Source organism: Pseudolabrys sp. Root1462 (assembly GCF_001426945.1).
Classification (GTDB): domain Bacteria; phylum Pseudomonadota; class Alphaproteobacteria; order Rhizobiales; family Xanthobacteraceae; genus Pseudolabrys.
In genome coordinates, this window is sequence record NZ_LMFS01000004.1 from 1 (window position 1) to 19,510 (window position 19,510).

Genomic DNA, 19,510 nt, shown 5'->3' on the forward strand with positions numbered 1-19,510 from the left:
GCCTGAAGCGCAGCACCCAAAATATCCAGCAATCGAAACGCCGGCCGGCCGATTACCCCATCTATTGATTTGGCGGACCGGCCCGACTGTCGGAGCGATCCCTTACGTGAAGCGCGTCCTGCGAAATTGAGGTGCAGTCTCTGGACCCGGCATCGGAACTCTCCGTTGAGCCGGAGCTTCAGCTGAAAGCCTGCAAGGCGCAAAACGTTTTTGATAATAGCTTTGTTGCGGCAAAAATGAGTGCCGTCACTACAGCGGATTTGCCGACTAAGATGCCCGGTTCCCGACAGGACGTCGGCGGCCCCGGATCGGATGCCCGTTGCGTGCACCTGATGGGACCGCCTCAACCGTACACACGTCTTGGGCACTTCCAACGTCTGCCGCAGCGCCCTGCTGTCAACAGGCCTCCCGCCGATCGGCTAGTCAGCGAACGTACCCCCCTGTTGACAGCGGGCACTCACTTTTTCGTTCTACTGCTTAGCTATTCGTGCTGCTTCGATAAATACGAACACCTACGCCAATTTGACCTTCAAACTGAAACTCGACGCCCAGCGCAATGAGCGTCTGTTCAATGTCGCGAAGCGTTCGGTCATGGGGGATTGTTGCCCCGCGCTCGAAATCGGCAATGGTTCTTTTGCCCACTTTGGCTGCGGTTGCCAGATCCTGCTGAGACAGGTTCAGCCACGCTCGTGCGGCGCGTAGTTGCTCTTTATTAATCATAAAATGGTTCTATTGATGCGTATGCCCATCATTTGTACCATACTCGTTGCCATGGACGGGGAAATTACCCCACGGCAAGGAGGCCGTGAACACATGGCGAAACAGCTTGGTTTGACTGACGTATCTCATGCGGCGCTGATCCGCGCCGCCCGCGAAGTGGTGGCAGGCGCTCTTGCCGGCGACTTTCCTCAGGACCCAGTCATCGGTCCGGACCTGTCGCGGGCGATCTCGACTCTCGGCAGCGTGGTGAAGCGGCATGGCGGGCTCATTGAGTTGGGCATTGCTGGCGCCCTGATCGCGAGTGAACGCTTCGTGGTGCTGACCAACGTCGCGCTCCCTGTCACCAAAGGAGCGGCGCAGTTGCTCGACGCGAAAAACTCCGATCAGGCCTTGGCCAAGATCAGGCTCTCGGCTGATTCGGAAGCTGACGGCATCGTGAACGTCGATCTGGTCGTTGTCGACCCTGAGGCAAAATGGGCCGGCGCCTACGAGATCAAACGCGGCAACGGCGCCACGGAGCACGGTAAGCGGCGTCAGTCGATCCACAAGCTGCGCGCAGCTCGTCTGGTGCTGGAATCCTATCTCCGCCAGGCGGGTTACGGCACCATGGAGACTTGCACCAGCGGCGTGATCGACTATTACGGCGCCGCCGGTTTCACCCCGGAATTCACGCTTTTGCGGGATGAACTCGACGACCACTTCGGCGTGCCGGTGGTGGCGACCGTCGACGCCATGACGTCTGCGCTGCAGGAGGAACTGAAGGCCGCCTTGCCGCGGTTGTTCGGACCGTTCCTTGCCAGCCTGCCGGCCCCCGATGACGGCGAGAGGAGGCCGACCGGCAATGCCATCCGCTTGACCGCTGAGATGACTGAGCGCGCGGCGATGGATCCGGCGGTCTTGAAGACGTTGACGGCGCCGCCCACCGGGCCCGGCCGCGGGACCAACCGGCGCAGGCCGGTGCACGGCGTCGCGTCCGCCGAGTTCGGGCGGCCGCCGCACTAAACCCAGGGGTGGCGCCCACGGCGCCGCCTCCTTTTCTCCTTCGATGCCCCTTTTGCGTGCTTGCCACGCCACGGGCGGAGTCTGTGTCATGCGTAATGTCTTTAACCCTGGTTCAAGTGATCAATGCGGCACGTCGCCGTCTGGGCGTTGCGAAGCACCAGCGCCCAACCGCCAGGACTCCTCGCGCGCCATAGCCTTGGCAAAGGTGCCGCCGCTCCATTGGTGGCGCCGATTGCCGGCAGACATATTTACCGGAGCCCATGTCCGCGTCATCCGCAAAGCTTTGGCTGGCCTCTTTATCCTGAATGAGCCGCGGTGGCGCGAAGCCGCCAAAGGTGATCCAGCGGCCGCGATCGGTATTGCCTTGCGGGTCGCGCGGCGGCGCGGCACCGCCGCGCCTGTCATCGACCTGGTGATGTCGGCGGTTCTGCTCGCAGCCTTGTCGGGCGATCCTGCAGCAACGCTGACGCTAACGACGATGATCAAGCGTAAGGGCGCAAGAGCTGAGAGGAACGCCCTCATCACCTCTTGGCTTGGTACCCCCAGCGTTATCGAGGACTCGGGAGCAGCTGCGAACAAGCGCAACCATAACCAACTCGGCTCCGATGCCACGGCGGGAGCCTAACATGCGGCTCCAGATATTTTCGGATCTTCACGCCGACGTCGCCCGGCCTCGGCCAATCACGGTCGCCCCGGATGTCGATGCGGTCATCGTCGCCGGCGACGTCTGCGAAGGCGCCAAAAACGGCTTTGCCCGCCTGCGCCAGATCGTGCCGATGCAGGTGCCGATCATCATGGTGATGGGCAATCATGAATACTACCGCAGCCACCTTGCCAGTGAACTGGCATCCGCGCGCCAGGCGGCGCCGCTCTATGGTATCCACCTGCTTGAAAACGACCTCGTCACTCTTGGTGGCGTCAGGTTCATCGGCTGTTCGCTGTGGACGGATTACGCGCTTTTTGGCGATCCTCAGCGCGCCATGCTGGTCGCCGCCGAGGGCCTCAACGACCACCGGCGGATCAAGTGGTCGAAGGAGCCATGGCTGCGCTTTCGCCCGCAAGAGGCGTTGCTGCTGCATAAACGTTCGCGCGCCTTCATCGAGACGACGCTGGCGGAGCCGTTCGAGGGTGCCACGGTCGTGGTGACACATCACGCCCCTCACCCCGGCTCGATCCATTCTCGCTACAAATCCGACCCTTTGACCGCCGCATACGTTTCCAACCTGACGGCGGTGATCGAGGCGGGCCGCCCCGCCTTCTGGATCCATGGCCACGTTCACGAAAGCTTCGACTACAGCGTCGGGACCACTCGGGTGATCTGCAATCCGCATGGCTATGGCGGAGAAAACCAGCGGTTCGATCCTGCACTTGTGGTGGAGATCGCGTCATGACGCGTGTGCAGATGCTTGCATCGTCACCAAGGCCGCTCGCCGATGTGCTGGTCGATAGCCTGCGTGGCAGCGGCAATTCCTTGTTAAGGCTTCGGACCCCTTCATCCGATGAGGATGTCTGCGACCAGCGCCAGTATCCGCTGCGACTCGAGGATGTGGAAGAAGGCGGCGATAGCCATTCAACCCACGTCATGCGGCCGGACGAGGTCGCCATCGCCATTTTGCTCGGCCAGGCGCTCGATCATCGACGCGATGTCCTGGCCAGGCTCCAGGACCGCGACACCGTGGCGATCATCGAAGCCCCGGGCGAGGAATACATCGACTTCGTCGAGCGGCTTTTCAAGAAGTACGTGATCGGCACCGACGCCCCGATGCTCGACGGCGATGGGTTGTCGCTCCAGGAAATTGCCGTTGCGGCGCCGCGGACGGTCGCCATTTTCGTACGGCGCGGCGAAGAGAAGTCCAAGAAGGCGACAAAAAGTGGCAACGCAGAATTCGCCGCCGCTATTCAACGGCGCTGTGCGATCGTCGGCATCGCCACTGAGCCCGATCGCCTGCTTCCGTCGCATCTGGTTCGCATGGCTGAACATCGTGTCGTTCTGGGGCGGCTGGACGGTCCGGCGATTGCCGCTGTGATCGAGGCAATTACCGGCCGCCATCCCGGCGCGGTCGATGACAAGCTTGCCCGAAGCACGACCCTGGAAGCTCTCAATCTTACCGTGCGCGCCGATCTTGGCGCCGAACGCTCGCTCAAACGGCTCCGCCAATTCGTCTGTCGCAATGACGTAGATGCCGAACCCGGCGTCCTTCTGACCGACATGCACGGGCTTGGCGCTGCCAAGACGTGGGGCCTGGCCTTGATCCAGGACCTGCGCGACTACGGCACTGGCCGACTGCCTTGGGCCGAGGTCGACAAAGGCTGCTTGCTGACCGGCGCGCCTGGGACCGGCAAGACTTCATTTGCGCGAGCACTGGCGCAGGAGGGCAACGTCCACTTCATCGCCACCAGTTATGCGCAGTGGCAAGCGCACCGCGAGGGCCACCTCGGTCACGTGACTCAGGCCATTCGCAAGGCCTTTTCCGAGGCCATGCTTCAGAGCCCGACGATCTTGTTCATCGACGAAATCGATACGATTCCCGCGCGCGGCACCGGCAAGTGGAACGACGACTGGTGGACATCGATCACCAACACATTGCTGGAATGCCTTGATGGGTTCGAGCGGCGCGAAGGCGTGGTGGTCATCGCGGCCTGCAACGACCCCTCTCGACTCGATCCGGCCCTGGTGCGCTCGGGGCGTCTCGACCGCCACATCGAGATCCCGCTGCCCGATGTTCCTTCGCTGGTCGGCATTCTCCGCACCCACCTCGCCGCCGACCTGGCCGGCGCCGACCTGCGCGAAGTGGCCCTCGCCGCCCGCGGTGGCACCGGCGCCGATGTGGAACGCTTCGTGCGTGAAGCGCGTGGCCGCGCACGCCGCGCCGGCCGTCCAATCAATATTCAGGACCTCCTCGATGCCGTACGCAATGGTCAGTCCGAATGGCCCGCCGATGTGCGCCGCCGTGTCGCTTACCATGAAGCCGGACATGCCATTGCTTTCCTGGCCCTCGGCATTGCCGAACCCAAAGCGCTGTCGATCGGCGGTACCGGTGGCCTTGCCGAAAGCGACCTGGGCGAGATGCGCGCGATCACCCGCTCGCACCTGGAGAAATTCCTCGTTGCCCTTCTCGCCGGACGTGCCGCCGAACAGCTCACCTTCGGTGAAGCGACCGCCGGCGCCGGCGGCAGCGACGACAGCGATCTTGGTCGGGCAACGATGCTGGCGACGCGCCTGGAGACTGACTATGGCCTTGGCACTTTTGGTCTGGTCTGCATCCCCGGTGGGTCAAGCGGTCGTGACCTTCTCCTGCTCGACACTCTGCGTTCGGCCGTCGGTGGCACCATTGATCGCGCCTACGCGACGGCGCTTGAACTGCTGGGCCGGAACCAGCACGCGCTTGAAGCCCTTGCCGCGGCCTTGTTCGCCGCCGGCTATCTCGACCGGACTGATATCCAGGCAATCCTGGTTCATTCGCCGCTGGTCTCCCAAACCATGGCGGTGGCACCGGCAGCCCCGGCCTCCGAAACCCTCGATGCGCCGAGCAACGATACGGCCATCGCCGGCGCTACGCCGTCCAACTCCGCCCTCAAGAATCAGGCATAGAAGGCCGTCATGAACATTCATGCTCAGACCACGATAGCTCAAGCGCAGCCCACTAGTGACGACGCCGAAAGTCTGGCGCGCCATCTTGAGGCAACCGGCTACTATAAAATCCTCCGCCGGCTGATTCCGAGAACTGCTACGCCTGCGCCCGCCGACTATACCGGCAAGATTGGTGTCATCGTCGATTTCGAGACAACGGGGCTCGATCCGGCGAAGGACGAGATCATCGAAGTGGCCATGATCAAATTCCGGTATTCCGCAACGGATGAAATCACCGGCGTCAGCGGCGTCTTCCAATCCTACAATGAACCGTCGATCCCGATCCCCGCGTTGGTTACGGACCTGACCGGCATCACGAATGAAATGGTCGCTGGGCACCGGATCGATATCGCCAGCGTGCAAGCATTCGTCGCCGACGCCAATATCGTCATCGCCCATAACGCCGGGTTTGATAGGAAGTTTGCCGAGCGGCTGTCACCAGTCTTCGAGCACAAGCACTGGGCCTGCACCCAGACCGAGATCGATTGGCGCAAGCAGGGCTTCGGCGGCGCCAAGCTCGGTTACCTACTGGCCGACATCGGGTATTTCCACAACGCGCATCGCGCCATCGACGATTGCCATGCGCTCGTCGAGGTTCTCTGCCACCCGCTGCCGGCGACCGCTCGGTCCGTGTTTGCCGAATTGATCGACTGCGCACGTCGAACCACGGTCCGTATCTGGGCGCAACGCTCGCCTTTTGACCTGAAAGACGCGCTGAAGGCCCGTGGCTATCGTTGGAATGATGGAACGGATGGCCGTCCAAAGTCATGGTTCATCGACGTCGATGAAGACAAGCGCGATGCCGAGCTAAGTTTCCTGAAGAAGGAAATCTACCAACGCGAGGTCCATATCGGGTGCCGCGCAATGACCGCCCTCGATCGATTTTCAAATCGCGCGTAGGTCCATTATGGAATATTCGCGGTTCATTAGCATCCGGGCCACATGGCCCCCGTCGAATTATCTATCAGGTGGACAACAGCGACCTTCAGATTATGAGCCTCTGCAAAACACGGAAATTCCTGTTTGAAGTCAACGACCTTCGGGCGTCCGTGTGCCAATCCTGTGCCCGGGAGTATGATGTAGGCGTAGACAATGGAGGTCAGATGAGTCTCTCCAAGCGCATTCTCTTTGGCAATGATCCGGCTAATGACGAAGCACGGCGCCAGATTCAGGAGGGTATCGCCCGGGCTATTGAGACGTACAAATTTGGCGTGGCAACCCGCCGTCGAAGCAAGACCGGGTCTGGAACGCATTGGGACAGCCTCTGGCCGTCATGCGTCCAGAGCGCCGTAGACCAGTTGGCAATTAAGACAATCGGGGTGAACAGCCGGATTTATGCAAAAACCGAAGCAGAAGCCGAGGCGATCAAGGCCCGTGCAGAGGCGCTCTATAAAGCGCGACTGGCCGAGCGACTTGAGCTTTTGGCAAAGCGTCATTCGCGGAGATAGGCAGAGCCGCCTTCAACCGGACGGCTGCGCCCCCGCGGCCAATCTCGCATCCATAGCCTCTGCCGCCTTCGGCTGGATTTTGTGCAGAAAGTAAGCGTCACAGAACAGCTTGATGAAGGACACTTCCTTCAGGGTAATTTTGGCATTAGTCGCGTCGTTCGCATCGAAGGCGCGACACAACTCGACGTAACGTGCGGTCTCGTCGAACTCTGGAAACAGCTCTCCGATGAAGCGAACGAACGCGCCTTCGAAGGGTTTGCCTTCCCGCCAGTCGCCCTGCTGAGCCATCATGTGGCGTAGACACTCAAAGAAATTGCCGAACGCCTGAACTTCGCATTGCCAGTGCACGTCGTTGAGCGACAGGAAGGTCACGCCGCCGACATAGTAGTCGAGCCCGGTTTGCTTCCCCTGCTTGTCGCGCGCCGGCAAGGCCGCAAACACGGCAGCGGTGCGCGCCAAGTCCTCAATCGTCAGGACGCGATTCTCGCCCCAATCAATTTTGAGGCTCGGGCGCCTTTCAATCCGCACCTCCGCTTTGTTCTCAAGGTCCTGGACGGACTCGTGATAACGGTCGATCTGCTCAGGCATGCGCCACCACCAGAACCCCATCGTGGCGATATTCAGCGCAACGACGAACTGGCGGGCGACGCCCCATCCGAAATACCACAGCGCTTCGACCGGTACGTTGTCGCCAAAGATGAAGTCGATAAGCAGCTCATTCTTCTTGCCGCTCACCGCCGTGAGCTTGATCCAGTCCGTTTTCTCGTTCCATGCCGTGAGTACTTTTGGTCGAATGGAGTGCGACGCACAGATGATCCGCACCCGCAGCTTCCATTTGTCCTTGGTCTTTTTGTCCGGCACATTCCTGCTGCGTTCAATCTCGACGGCAACAGCAGCTTGTGACTCGGCTTCGGCCTTGTCGAAAAGGTCTTTCAGCCACAGGCCCCATGCGTGAGCGTCCTTCAACTCCGCCAGCTTCTCCATCGATCCTTTTGATAGAATCTGCTTGCGCTGCTCGGGATCATCGACCGCCGTCATGAACCACGCTTGCAATTCGACATCGGCTTTCGTGAAATCTTCGCGGACGGTTTCCGCTTCGGCCATGCCGAGCCGGGCCTCGGCAAGGCCGATAAGCTCCTCGGCCTGCTCAAGCAAAACGGCATCCGCCGGGATGCTCAAGCCGTCTTCGCCGTTATCCACATACAAGCCTGCGAGCCGGTTGCCATGGATACGCTCGGCAAGGCCGGCCATCTCCGTCAGGCCTTTGGCCGTGAGACGGTTGCCGTAGAACTCGGGTCCGAAGAACGCCCAGAACAATTTCTTGATGTGGTCGTGCTGGTGATTTTTCGGCCATGCGGGTGGGACGACTTGCTGATCAGCAAGGTGCTGCACACCCATCAGCGCGCGACGGCCGATCTCTTCGAGTGAAAGCGTCGCAAGGTGATAGGCCACATTTGCGTTACCGGTTGTCTGAACCGCCTTGGCCGAATCCAACAGCGCGCGAGCGTGCGTCACACAAGCCTGCATCGCGGCAACGTGCTGGGGGTCGATCGGGAGCTTGGGCGGTTTCATACCCGGCATGGCCTGTGAGGGCAGATAGTAGCATCGCAAATGCATGTCGAGTTGACGCGCCCTTGGCAAGAGGCCTTTTTAGTCAGCACCGCGGGGCTACAGCTCCAAGGGCGGGCATCATCATGCGTCGGTGGACACTACTGGCCTCCAAAAAGGCCACGAAGTGACGCTAGGGCGGCGGAGACGATGGCGCCGAGGCTCCCAAACCGCCCCCCGCTTTTTGCCGGACGCGGGGGGTTAGCTGAGCCGACGCTCTCAACAACTCGTGTCGAGCTGTATCTGGCCCAGCCAAAACGCCAGGTCACCTCCTGCCTACTCTTGTATGCCTTGTGAGCAGCTGCGGCGGCGGGCGGCGAGGCATTTACAGGCTGAAGTATTTCGACGGTCGAAAGCGGATTGTTATTTGGCTCCGGCGGAGGCACAAATATGGGTGATTCGTTGCCTGCGTGATTCGGTGTTTGAGACGCTACAGTTGCGCTACCTGAGAGGTAGCCCTCACTGTTGCCCTGTGCCCCGGTACTCATTGATACAACTCCCCTCCGAACGCTGTCGGTTGCCAGCGCAATTGAAGGCGGTCTTGTTCCGGAAGTGAAGCGGGCGCGCCTTAACCTTTCCAAATATGACCCATTCAAGATTTCGGTGACGTGGATGGGGAAAGACCCCTTGAACCCATTGAGGGGGTTCGAGCCATTGTCATAATGCTCGGCATATACACGTCTGAGTCGCGGGCCAATTAATTGCTAACATCGATCCAAGCATTGCAAACGATTGCGGACGTGCCCGATACCCTGGACGTTCGCTTTTTCGCGCGTGCGCTTGGGCCGCGCTACCGCTGTTATGTTGGCGGCCTTCGCGAACTCCTTGACCTTTTTGCCCTTGCCTATCCCGACGATTATTCGCGGGAGGGCCTATACGCCGTGATTGCTGGCTATCACGAACTGGCCGTCGCCAAAATTCCAGCCGAGCTGCGGCGCAGACCTTTTCACGATACGCGCCTATTTCATTGGGACTATATCAAGCCACAGGACGTGATCAGCGCCTGCGAGTGCAAGCTGATCCGCTATGACAGAGCTATCCAAGTCGCGAACTGCTTAACGCTCGCGCTACGATGGTCTTCGGCCCCCGGCCTTTCGACGGTCGATGCGTGGCGCTTTCTTCGTGTTCGCCCCGTCATATTCACGTTTGAAGGCGGTGGCGCCCGCTGGCTGGACCACGGCTCCGGCCCCATTTACGAGCGTATGCTCAACGAGCTTGGTGCCGGACGGCCGGACCTCTCTGAGCGAAAGGTCAAGTCGTTCCTAAAGAATGTCGGATCGGGTGGCGCGATAACGCATGCAAACGCGGTTCGACTTCGCGCCTATCTGACGGAAGCAAAAATCCCCCATAGCGGCTTCGGCGTCGTTACCAATCGGGCAGAACCGAAACCGGTGAAGGAAGAAGCCTGCTTCATAAGCCTTGCGCCCGCGCTTGCCGCCGAGTTCAGTCTTTTAAGGACGGCTTGTGCGCAAGCGCAGGCCCGGGCTTAGCGTCGTAGGGCGACGACGCGTCCTTCAGACATTGATGCCGGGCGGTGGGGAGAGCCGACGCGTTCATTGAACTGACGTCGCCCAGCCGCGCTGAGATTGAACTCATCGAACAGATGACCTCCGCCGACGCGATCCCACTGTTGAACCGTAATGATTCCGTACGACCTGTAGATGTTCTTAAGAAAGCTCATGACGGGAGTTCGGTCGGCAAACAGCGCGCAGAGCATTTGGTGCGGCGAGAGAAAAGCCTGACGCGCCGGTGCGTGCCGCGGCTCGACTTGCAACTCCACTACATTGCTCACGCGATACATCCTGCTCAGACCGTGCACTGTATTAGAGCGCTGTGCCGTTAATAAATTGGAAATTATGCCGCTGTGCTGCGATGAAATCGAAGTGGTTGCGGGGGTTGGATTTGAACCAACCACTTCAAGGTTATGAGCCTTGCGAGCTACCGGGCCGCTCTACCCCCGCGACCGACAAGCTAGGGCGCAAGGCACAGAGCTTCAAGGATTAAATTCCGCGCCATTTTTCAAGGTTATTTGTGCTCTGTCGGGCCCCGTATGTTGGGCGACTATGCCCGTTGGCTCATTCTTCAATAGGCGTGCGACAGCACAACACGCCCGAATGGAAGACGACAACGCAGCAGCTACATTTTGTGGCACTCACTTTCGTTGAACTCATACACCACGCCCGCATGAAGGACGACTGCGCCAAAGCTTCTGGGATCTTTTCGTTTTGCACATCACGCTCAAGTGGAGGGCGACTGCGCCTGCTGAAATGATCAGAAAGATCGGGGATTTATAATTTTTGGAGCGGGGTGATTGGTTGTTGAATGCGCTTAAAATAAAATAAAGCCACGTGACGAATTGATTCGTCACAACGCGAGACTTCTTTCAGCGCCACGGTTGTCAGTGAGACGCCACCGCGAGTGTGTTCTGCACCAGCCGAGCGGCATAGACCTGAGCCGCAAGGCACATCAAGGCATATGCCGCAAACAGACAGCCGGCGTAAACAGCAACCCTTCCATGATCCTGGGTGAACAAGCCGGCAAGCGGGACCAACAGGATCAGCAGGATTAGATTGATCGTCCCGATGTCGCGCGCCGCGAGATAGGATTTGTGAGCGTCGAGCACGCCGACATCGGCGGAGTGCTTTCGGTATATCGAGTAAAACAATCGGCCCTGTTCGTCCGGGTCGACCGGCAAACGGCCGTGAGCTTTTTTGAGCTTTTTCATATCCACGCGCTGATCTGCCGGGCCAATCTTCGTGAAGGCGCGCGCGCCCGGCAAAGGATTGATCCAACGCCAGTGAATGAGGCGATCACGCATCTGCGCCGGTATCAGGCCCAGCAATACAAGCCGGGTCAGAGCTATGAGGCCGAGGGCAATTGATCCTGGGGCCAAGAAGTTCTGCATCTTCTGCAAAGCCTCCGGCCCGGAAAGCTGCGTAATCGGCAACGGTTGAAAGACGACGTAGGCGAATGCCAGGGCGTGAATAACCAGGACCGCCCGGATGAGCCAGGCGTTCTGCTCTTTCAGAGACTTCCCGGCACTCATTCGGTTACCCCGTTGTGCATCAGCGCGTAGAGCCGGCTGGGTGCTGTGATTAGCAATACTGACGGCGGCGGGCGCTCTGCCGCAAGCTGCCTTGCAGTTGCCCTATCCAAAGACGATGGACCATGATCGGCCAGATGGGAATGCCATGTGCCGACATCAAAGAGCGTATTTCCGCTGAGGCGGTGGCGCGCCTTGATGGCCGCCTTCAAGCCCTTTGTCCCCAGCACAAAAAGCGCAGCCGATCGCAAACTATCGGGCGGCGCGGGGATCAGGTCCACGACCGTCACTGCCCTGAGCCGGGCGCTGCATGTACCGATAAGAACGCCGCCGGTTTCAACGTGCGGATAACGCGCGGTTTCGGCTCTGATTTCCTCAACGACGCGCCGGGATGCGCGAACCGTCCAGCCTTCAGGGCCTTCAATTTCAACGACCTCGAACGGCGGAACCTGCTGCTTTTGCCAAACCGTATTTGATGTTGTTTCCGCTTTGGTCCCCACGATGATGCAACCATCCTTGCCGGGCTGCTGCGTAAACCCGACGAATTCTTCGGTGAGCGCTGCGGTCATTGCCGACAGCCGCATGTCGGTCATTGGCATTGTGAGCGAGCCGCAGCCCTGTCCAATCTGAATTTCGGTGAGCCCGAACGCGGGATCGAAAAGCAATTTGCGCAGGCGGTCGTCCGTGGCAGCCGCATTCATTTCTGCGACAAGATCGCAGAGAGTCGGATTGTGAGCGGCCCCTTCGACAACAAGAAACCCGCCGTCGCCGCGCCCGAAGAGAGCGGCTTCCGCGAGACGGGGTTTGATGTCTTTGGCTGAAAGAACTGAAAGCGCCTCCCGAACGCCAAGCGAAGCAGTTGTATTAAGGGCGTACTCCGCCTCTTTAGGCAGAACCGTCTTCCGCGCTTCCTTTGTCGGAAGACTTGCGACCAGATCGTCTTTATAAACAGCCGGCGACTGGCCCAGCTGTTCCAGCTCCTTCGCCAGCTCGGCTGCTTTCGACCCGGCATAGCTGGACCGGGCCAGCGCATGGCGCGCCATGTTATGCGGCCGCAACGAGCCGCTGTCGCTGACTGAAGAAATCTTTGCCCCGGACCGCGCGAGATGCATCGCCATCTTCGAGCCGACGCTGCCGCAACCGATCATCGCAACAGGCGCAATCACGGGAGCGCCTGACACGTTTCGCAAAAGCTCGGGATTTGTCGCATCGATCTGCATGGTCGGGGCCACCGGCTCATTGTCGCCGCCCGCCAGCAGCGAGCTTCGCTTCTTCATTGCCCGGATTTCGAAGACATAAGGAAGCAGTTCGATATTTGACGGCGATCCCGCGAGAGCGCACGGCCGCCGCGCGCACAGGATCACGGCAACCGGTATCGACACTTCAAGAACGAACCCGTCGAAATTTCGCTCAAGCTCGCCTATGAAAAGCCGAAGGGCCCGGCCGCAATGCAATTCGTCCGCCCGCGCGAGAAGGCGGGCGAAGTTGTCGACCGTCTCCGGCATGTAAGAGGCGGCGACAAACTCCGCGCCGCTCGGCATTTTATCCGGCCAGACGAGACAGCACACCGTCTCGCCGCCCCACCCGTTTCCGCTCTTGCGCCTTACGAACAGGTTCTTGTCGTCGCGTTTCAGCGGAACCTGTTCGTTGCTAACATCGAGCCACGCCATGGCCTCGCCGCCAAGCAATGCTTCGTCTTTGCCGGACCGAAAAAAGCCCGCCTTGAGGACGCGATGTCCGCCGTTCCGGTCAACGGCGGCGCGGCAAGCCTCCGCATCCACCGCAACCACATCCGACAGATCGCGGCGCAGCGTCACTTCCCAGCCGCCGCCATGATGGATGAGAGTGCCTTCCGCAGCACGCTGAAGCCACAAGACAAGCTGATGGATGAGGTTGAAGACACCCAGCTCGATCAGCCCGAACTGAAAGAAATATTCACGCTGGTTGCCGTCGACCAGGCAGGGGCGCGGCAGGTTGTCCGCCGAGCCGGGCTGCAAATGCGGAAGATCGCGCGGGAAGTCGCTGCGCAAATAGAATACCGGTGACGACCACGGATAGTCCGGCCGCAAGACAACCCGGACAGTCTCAGTCGTTCGCACGCCGTTGGGGCTGGCGCCGTCGACTTTGAACTCAAGCGCCATCTCGACATTGAGGTCGAGTTCGAGCGCCGAACCCTTTTCGTCGCTCGCAATCAGGCGCCCCGCGCGACATTCCGCGTGGGTCTTCGCTGCCGAAAGAAATCTTTCGGCAGCGGAGTTGGGCCGGCTTTCGGCCATATCGTCAGCCGTGATGCCGCGCGTGCGATGCGGTCGCGCTGATGCCGAGCGCCGGCGCGGCGAGCGCAGCCGCCGTGCCGATCTTCCGGACGATGCCGCTGGATTTCACTTCAAATTCCAGAGTCAGCTTCTTGTCCTTCCAGTATTCATCGGTGCAGAAGAACCGATCGGCATCGTCATCCAGAATGACGACATATTCGCGTTTCGCGCGCTCGTGCGGGGGATTATCGTCATCGGCCTTGATAGGCTTGCAGCTTGCGACGATGACTGCCCCTTTGCGCGTCTGCGAAAGCGCGTTCCGCGCATTCGCGTCGACCTCGACGGCCTCGCCCAATTCGCTCCAGCGGTCGAAGCTCAGGCTGCGCCACGAGCAATGATGCGGGGTTTGAAGAAGGTCGTACGAGAGCCAATCCGCATTGGCGCCGCCGTGGGTGTCCCACAAGCGGTTCCAGATAGCGACTTCGGCATCGCCGCCGGTCAGAAAGCGGCAGCGGTCGCTGATGCCGCCGCCGCGCAGAGAAAAGCGAAGGATCACGGAAGACTGGTTATGACGGAGGGTGTCTTCGTCGTCCTCATCGATGGGAAACAGCGGAGCCAGAAGGCGCGCTTCGAACGAGCCGTCGCGGACGCGGTTGCAAGTATCGACCAGTTCGTTGAGCTTGACGACGATGCCCAGGATGTCGTCGGTCTTGTCGTCGACATCCTCGCCCATGATTTGAATGCGATCGCCTTCCGTGGTCGCAAAGCTTTTCTCGCGGAAGAGCTTCACGCGCCGCCGCGCCTCTTTGGCCCATGCGCGCGCGTCTTCGCAAAGGCTTTCCCCATTGGCGTCGGCGCGGCGGAAGACAACAGGCGAGGACCACATCTCGCGGATCATGATTTTGTCGTCGTCTTCGTTCCAATCGGCAGGCGGCCCGAGGTGAAAGTGGTTGCGCAGACCGGTCGTATGGTCCGAGTGCGGATGACTGACCAGAAAGGCGTCCACAAACAGACGCCCGTCCGCGTCGCGGTCGAGACGGCCGCGAAGGTCTTCAGCGACATTTGGCGTATCGTCGTTCTCGTCGTCCGCGGCGCCGCGGATGTTCACGTCGACCAGGATGGTCTGGCCGTTATCAAGGCGGATGAGGGTCATGTCGCCGTTAGAGACGGGGAAGAAAGCAACTGAAGCGGTCATTTGGGGTACACCTTGTTCAGTATTTGTTCCTTGTACAAAGGGATTGATAACCCGGTTCCAGCCGGGGCAATGGGCGGACAATGGAACTCCGCATTGGGGCTAAATAGTGAACAGATTCTGGATTTAAAGAGGCAAATACGATTTATTCGGAACAATTTAAAGCGGTCTAACAAGCGGACATTTCGGCAGCCACAAGGCAGCTTCTTTATTTTTAAATATATGATATAAATAGATTTATATGGGCAGAGAAGAGGACATGAAAGAGGACATGAAAGAGGCTCTCCGGGACCGTGGAGAGTCAACGGGATTAATGCAACCTCTTGTACTCCAGGAAGGCGCTCCGCAGCGAGGCGCTCTTACTGATTTAGCCGTCGATCTGGCCGCAAAGTCCGCCGGGTTTCGGCGCAGCCTGCCTCAAGGAGTGATGGCGGCGCTCGCCGACCTCGTGCGCTCAATGAACTGCTACTACAGCAACCTCATTGAGGGTCACAACACTCACCCTATCGATATAGAGCGGGCGCTGAAGGACGACTACAGCGCCGATCCAAAAAAGCGCGATCTTCAGCGCGAAGCCAGAGCGCACATCACCGTTCAACAATGGATCGATGCCGGCAGGATCGAAAATCCCGCAAGCACCGGCTCTCTTCGCGAGATTCACCGCCGCTTCTGCGAATTGCTTCCCGATGAGCTGCTTTGGGTGGAAGAGCCCACGACCAAAGAACGCGTACGCGTCGTACCGGGGGAATTCCGCACGAAGGATGTGAAAGTCGGCTTGCATATTTCCATCAGTCCCGGCGCAGTCCCGCGCTTCCTCGCGGACTTCGAGCGCGTCTTCAGCGCCGTCGGAAAGACCGACGCGATCATCGCCGCCGCCGCCGCCCATCACCGCTTCGTCTGGATTCACCCGTTCCTGGACGGCAACGGCCGCGTGGCACGGCTGATGTCGCATGCGATGCTGCTCAAGACACTCGATACAGGAGGCGTCTGGTCGGTGGCGCGCGGTTTCGGCAGGAATGTCGCCGCTTATAAGGGCCACCTCGCCGCCTGCGATCTGCCGCGCCGTAACGATCTCGACGGACGCGGCAACCTAAGCGAAGAAGCTCTTGCCGCTTTCACGAAATTCTTTCTCGAAACCTGCCTCGATCAAGTAGCCTTCATGGAAGAGCTGGTGCAGCCCGATCGCCTGCGCGCCCGCATCGGTCTGTGGGCGGAAGAAGAAATCAAGCTCGGCAAACTTCCTGCGAAATCGGGACAGGTACTTGAAACGGTGCTTTATCGCGGCGAACTGCCGCGCGGCGATGTGGCCGAAATCCTCGGCGCTACGCCGCGTCACGCGCGGCGTACAATTTCTGCGCTTCTTGATCGCGGCGTCCTCACTTCAAAAGGGATGCGGGATCCGTTGCTTCTGGCGTTTCCCGCCACTCTCGCCTCGCGCTGGATGCCGGGCCTGTTCCCGGACAAAGAAGCATAGGGCGGCAAGTCCTAATGGCTTTCGTCCTGTCGCGCCGCAGAGCGCTTGGACTCGGCAGCAACGCTGATTATACGGAAAGCAAAGACCCGTAATCACTTCGCTTTGTAAAGCTCCGCGAAGTCGGGCTGGTTGCGCAACGCTTCCGGCCTATAAGCGGCATACTCGTCGTATTGCAGGACACGCTCCGCTTTCATGCGCGCAAGCACCGAAGGGTGCATGGACGAGCCAGGCACCGGCGCCCTTGGCCGTTTCTTCGCGAAGCGGAAGACGCTGCTGCGGGTTTCATCATGCAGTGGGCCGAGGGGATCGGGATTGAGCCGCAACAAGGCCGTGTCGAATTTCAGGCCGTCCGGCAAAGCCTGCGCCTCCTCCGCCATCCACTGCAAGGCGATGTCGGACAGGCGAGATTCATTTTCGGGGTAGCTTCCGCCGATGTCGGAATGATTGCCGGGAAACCAAAGCTGCTTGAACCATCTCGGATTCCCGGGCCCAGTATCCCGCCAATCTTTCGGATCGCCCCAAGGGACGCGCGGGAAAGAGTCGCGGTTCTCGTCGATCGCAATGGCGTGACGCGCATAGCCAACGTTGGGGTTCAGTTCTTGATCATAGAAGCGCAGGCGCAGCGCCGTGAAGTGGAACGTCTTCCAGAACGGATAACCCGGGAGACCTACGGCATAGCGAACATTCATAAAGGCCAGCAGGCCAAGCGTGGCCACGACTGCGGCAAGCGCCGTAATGCCAGTCCAGAAGAGAAAATGCCCGAAGAGAACCCCGAGAGTAGCGCCAAGGAAGGCGACTACAACGGCGATACCCCCGAACACCATCAGCAGCCCGCTCAATGTCGCGACGGAGGCAACCGTGTCGAACACGCCTATAAAATAGGGATAGGCGTTCGATTTGCCATCCGCATCCGAACCGAATTTTTCTCGGAACCATTTCGCGAGCGCCCTGCGCTGATCGAGGTAGGCCGAGTCTTTCGGGGAACTGACGTGCTGGTAGACTTTCTTGACGGCGATCTGCGCAACGGCGCGCACCGAACCGGGATCGAGCTTTAACAGTTTTCCGTCCTTGCCCAAGCGCGGAACGCCGCACATCGCCACGACCGCGCCGACGCATCGCGCGGTGTAGGCGCCGCGGCTGAAACCGAACAGGTAAATTCTGTCGCCCGGCTCCCACATGCGGATAATCGCCGCATAGCAGTCGATAATGTTGGTAGTGATTCCCAAGCCTGTGGCTTGGCTGACTACATTCTGGACTTTGCGCCAGAGACGTCCCATCAATCCGAGACCGCCGGGCTCCGTGCCGATTCCGGGATCGTAATAGGTCAGTTGCTCTGCTGGATTGACACAGGAATCGGGACCGCAGCGCGTGGCCCTGTACAGTTTGTAGATATTGCTGCGGCATTCGTCGAAGAGGATGCCCCCGCGCTGGCCCGTGCCATCAGAGAAGACGATGATATTTTTTGGCATGACCTGCCTTTAATTTTTCATTGAAAAACGGGCTCGAATATAAGGTCCGCACCAAAAGAACGCGGCAACAATCGTCGTCTCCTTTTAGCAGAAATATCCATCATGACAATTGCCGGTTGAAGCAGGCGTATAGACAGCGAAGCGGCAGCATCATTTGAAAAGGCTAAACAAGATTTTGGGCTGAAGTGACAGCGCCGCGAATGCCGCCAGTTTTATTTCAACAACATCCGATATTGCAGTGCCAATCTATTGCGGCGTCGGCGGCACACTGAACACCAGCCGCTCCCGCCGTGACCCGCACGCGGCCCGCCCCGCCGGCGGGGTTAACCGATCTCGAGCGCCGCTAAGCCCCACTCGCCCCGGGGCCGACGGCGCTCGGCACGCCCCGGCGGGCGGCGGCTTGGTGCCGTGTTGCCCGCCGTCAGCGGCCCGAAGGCGGCTAGGCCGCTGACGCCAGTTGAGGCGGGGGCCGGCGGGTCCGGCCACCGTTAGAAGGCCGGCCTCGGCGCAGCGGCCGGTTCCAGCGCCGCCAGACGCTCGCGTAGGGCCACGCACTCCGCCTCAGCTGCCCGGCGCCGCTTCTCCTCGGTGCCGTAACGCTCCGCGAGGACGGCGGCATCTTGCTGCAGGGCCCGGTACGGCGCGGCATAGCGTTCCCACGCACGCTTGCGCGTATCGTAGTCAACTTCATCCCGTTTTTTCTCGATCTTTTCGAGCATGCTCTTCTCCTTCGCCGCTATGGCCTGCTCCATCTTCCATTGCAATCGGTTCACGCGCTGACGGCGGGGCCCGGAGCGCTCGTGGCGAAAGAATGCGCTGACGTCGCGATGAAAAGTGTCTTGCCATTGCCGCATCCCCTGGCGATACGCCCGGTCCCTATGCTTGGGCTCGGCACCGTCCGCCGCGGCCGCCGCCTTGGCACGGCGTCCGGGATGGACCTGGTTGATGTCGAGCCGCCCGTCGTCCCGCAGATCCGGGACCACATAAAAATGCAAATGGGGATATCGTTCATCGCGATGTTCGACAACGGACTTAAGATGATGGCCGAACTGTTGCCGCAGCCACGCAAGCACCATCTGCTGCCAAAGCGAGTACACATCGCTGTCCACCGGATCGTCGCACAGCGATTGGTGATCCCAAGGATAGCTCACGACGCCCGCCAACAGGCAGACGCCGTCTCGGCGCAGCCGTCGAAGTTTTTTGCCTTCGTCACGGGCCTGATCGGCGCGTTCGATCGCGAGCCGTCCCGCTTCGATCGGCGACACCCCGTCGATAACCTTCGGCTGCGCCGGATAGCGGATATGATTGGACGCGCCCGGGCTACGGGCCCCCTCCGCGGTGATCCCTTCGATGCATGACCAACTCGGTTCTCCCGAGCGCGGAAAGCGGCCGCACGAGCCCAGATGTAGAAACTGATAGCTTTTCATTTTCGCCTCCTGATGGTTGTTTGAGGCATTCAAACCGACCGCCTAGCAAACTCAAAAATGTTTTTTAAAAAATAATTTTGGACAACAATTTTCGCGTCTGCGGTCCATATGCTACTGACCGACTAGCATACGCGGAAAATTCGCAACCGCCCGGCAGCACCTGGCGCTCCGGAATGACGTTCGGATGTTCTCCGCGCCGTCCAAAATTATGCTCACTTGTAGGCAGTCGCACCACGCTCGA

General features: G+C 60.0%; 16 protein-coding genes and 1 tRNA gene. 8 read left to right on the forward strand and 9 right to left on the reverse strand.

Annotation, left to right across the window (positions count from 1 at the left end; genetic code table 11):
* Positions 1-477: 477 nt before the first annotated feature.
* Complete coding sequence (locus ASD45_RS20910; RefSeq protein WP_056913657.1) at positions 478-720, reverse strand: helix-turn-helix transcriptional regulator; 243 nt, start codon at positions 718-720, stop codon at positions 478-480.
* 93 nt (positions 721-813) lie between these two features.
* On the opposite strand from ASD45_RS20910, the gene ASD45_RS20915 reads away from it, so the two are divergent.
* The 6 genes from ASD45_RS20915 (at position 814) to ASD45_RS20940 (ending at position 6,801) form a co-directional block, all read left to right on the forward strand.
* On the forward strand, positions 814-1,722 hold the full coding sequence (locus tag ASD45_RS20915; protein ID WP_056913658.1) for a hypothetical protein: 909 nt from the start codon (positions 814-816) through the stop codon (positions 1,720-1,722).
* 88 nt (positions 1,723-1,810) lie between these two features.
* Complete coding sequence (locus ASD45_RS20920) at positions 1,811-2,347, forward strand: hypothetical protein (protein ID WP_156381017.1); 537 nt, start codon at positions 1,811-1,813, stop codon at positions 2,345-2,347.
* A gap of 1 nt (position 2,348) precedes the next feature.
* Positions 2,349-3,113 (forward strand): metallophosphoesterase, encoded by a 765-nt coding sequence (locus ASD45_RS20925; protein ID WP_056913660.1) that lies wholly within the window; start codon positions 2,349-2,351, stop codon positions 3,111-3,113.
* Positions 3,110-5,314: an AAA family ATPase gene (locus ASD45_RS20930; protein WP_056913661.1), complete on the forward strand. Its 2,205-nt coding sequence runs from the start codon at positions 3,110-3,112 to the stop codon at positions 5,312-5,314. The genes ASD45_RS20925 and ASD45_RS20930 overlap by 4 nt, the downstream gene beginning before the upstream one ends.
* 9 nt (positions 5,315-5,323) lie before the next feature.
* The gene (locus tag ASD45_RS20935; protein ID WP_056913662.1) at positions 5,324-6,253 is read left to right on the forward strand and encodes a 3'-5' exonuclease; all 930 of its coding nucleotides are present in this window, start codon (positions 5,324-5,326) and stop codon (positions 6,251-6,253) included.
* Between the two features lie 203 nt (positions 6,254-6,456).
* The gene (locus tag ASD45_RS20940) at positions 6,457-6,801 is read left to right on the forward strand and encodes a hypothetical protein (protein WP_156381018.1); all 345 of its coding nucleotides are present in this window, start codon (positions 6,457-6,459) and stop codon (positions 6,799-6,801) included.
* 12 nt (positions 6,802-6,813) lie between these two features.
* Here ASD45_RS20940 and ASD45_RS20945 read toward each other — a convergent pair whose 3' ends face one another.
* Positions 6,814-8,373: an AbiV family abortive infection protein gene (locus ASD45_RS20945; protein WP_056913664.1), complete on the reverse strand. Its 1,560-nt coding sequence runs from the start codon at positions 8,371-8,373 to the stop codon at positions 6,814-6,816.
* 776 nt (positions 8,374-9,149) lie between these two features.
* Here ASD45_RS20945 and ASD45_RS20950 point away from each other — a divergent pair.
* A complete protein-coding gene (locus ASD45_RS20950; protein WP_156381020.1) occupies positions 9,150-9,899 on the forward strand; it encodes a hypothetical protein in 750 nt (249 codons plus the stop codon).
* On the opposite strand, the gene ASD45_RS23635 is transcribed toward ASD45_RS20950, so the two are convergent.
* The 5 genes from ASD45_RS23635 to ASD45_RS20970 all read right to left on the reverse strand — a co-directional run bounded on the left by ASD45_RS23635 (position 9,896) and on the right by ASD45_RS20970 (position 14,983).
* Entirely contained in the window at positions 9,896-10,201 is a 306-nt protein-coding gene (locus ASD45_RS23635) for a hypothetical protein (protein WP_156381021.1), read from the reverse strand. The two genes, ASD45_RS20950 and ASD45_RS23635, sit on opposite strands and share 4 nt — an antisense overlap.
* A gap of 92 nt (positions 10,202-10,293) precedes the next feature.
* Positions 10,294-10,371 (reverse strand) — tRNA-Met (locus ASD45_RS20955).
* Positions 10,372-10,807: 436 nt separating this feature from the next.
* Complete coding sequence (locus ASD45_RS20960; RefSeq protein ID WP_056913666.1) at positions 10,808-11,455, reverse strand: hypothetical protein; 648 nt, start codon at positions 11,453-11,455, stop codon at positions 10,808-10,810.
* Complete coding sequence (locus tag ASD45_RS20965; protein ID WP_056913667.1) at positions 11,452-13,728, reverse strand: Mov34/MPN/PAD-1 family protein; 2,277 nt, start codon at positions 13,726-13,728, stop codon at positions 11,452-11,454. The genes ASD45_RS20960 and ASD45_RS20965 overlap by 4 nt, the downstream gene beginning before the upstream one ends.
* Before the next feature lie 4 nt (positions 13,729-13,732).
* A complete protein-coding gene (locus ASD45_RS20970; RefSeq protein ID WP_244485591.1) occupies positions 13,733-14,983 on the reverse strand; it encodes a metallohydrolase in 1,251 nt (416 codons plus the stop codon).
* A gap of 175 nt (positions 14,984-15,158) precedes the next feature.
* Between ASD45_RS20970 and ASD45_RS20975 the strand changes: the two genes are divergently transcribed.
* Positions 15,159-16,373 carry a Fic family protein gene (locus tag ASD45_RS20975; protein WP_056913669.1) on the forward strand — a complete coding sequence of 405 codons (1,215 nt, stop codon included), beginning with the start codon at positions 15,159-15,161 and terminating at the stop codon, positions 16,371-16,373.
* Positions 16,374-16,465: 92 nt separating this feature from the next.
* On the opposite strand, the gene ASD45_RS20980 is transcribed toward ASD45_RS20975, so the two are convergent.
* Positions 16,466-17,842: a DUF2235 domain-containing protein gene (locus ASD45_RS20980; protein ID WP_056913670.1), complete on the reverse strand. Its 1,377-nt coding sequence runs from the start codon at positions 17,840-17,842 to the stop codon at positions 16,466-16,468.
* Positions 17,843-18,330: 488 nt separating this feature from the next.
* Entirely contained in the window at positions 18,331-19,269 is a 939-nt protein-coding gene (locus tag ASD45_RS23640; RefSeq protein WP_156381022.1) for a plasmid recombination protein, read from the reverse strand.
* Between the last annotated feature and the right edge of the window lie 241 nt (positions 19,270-19,510).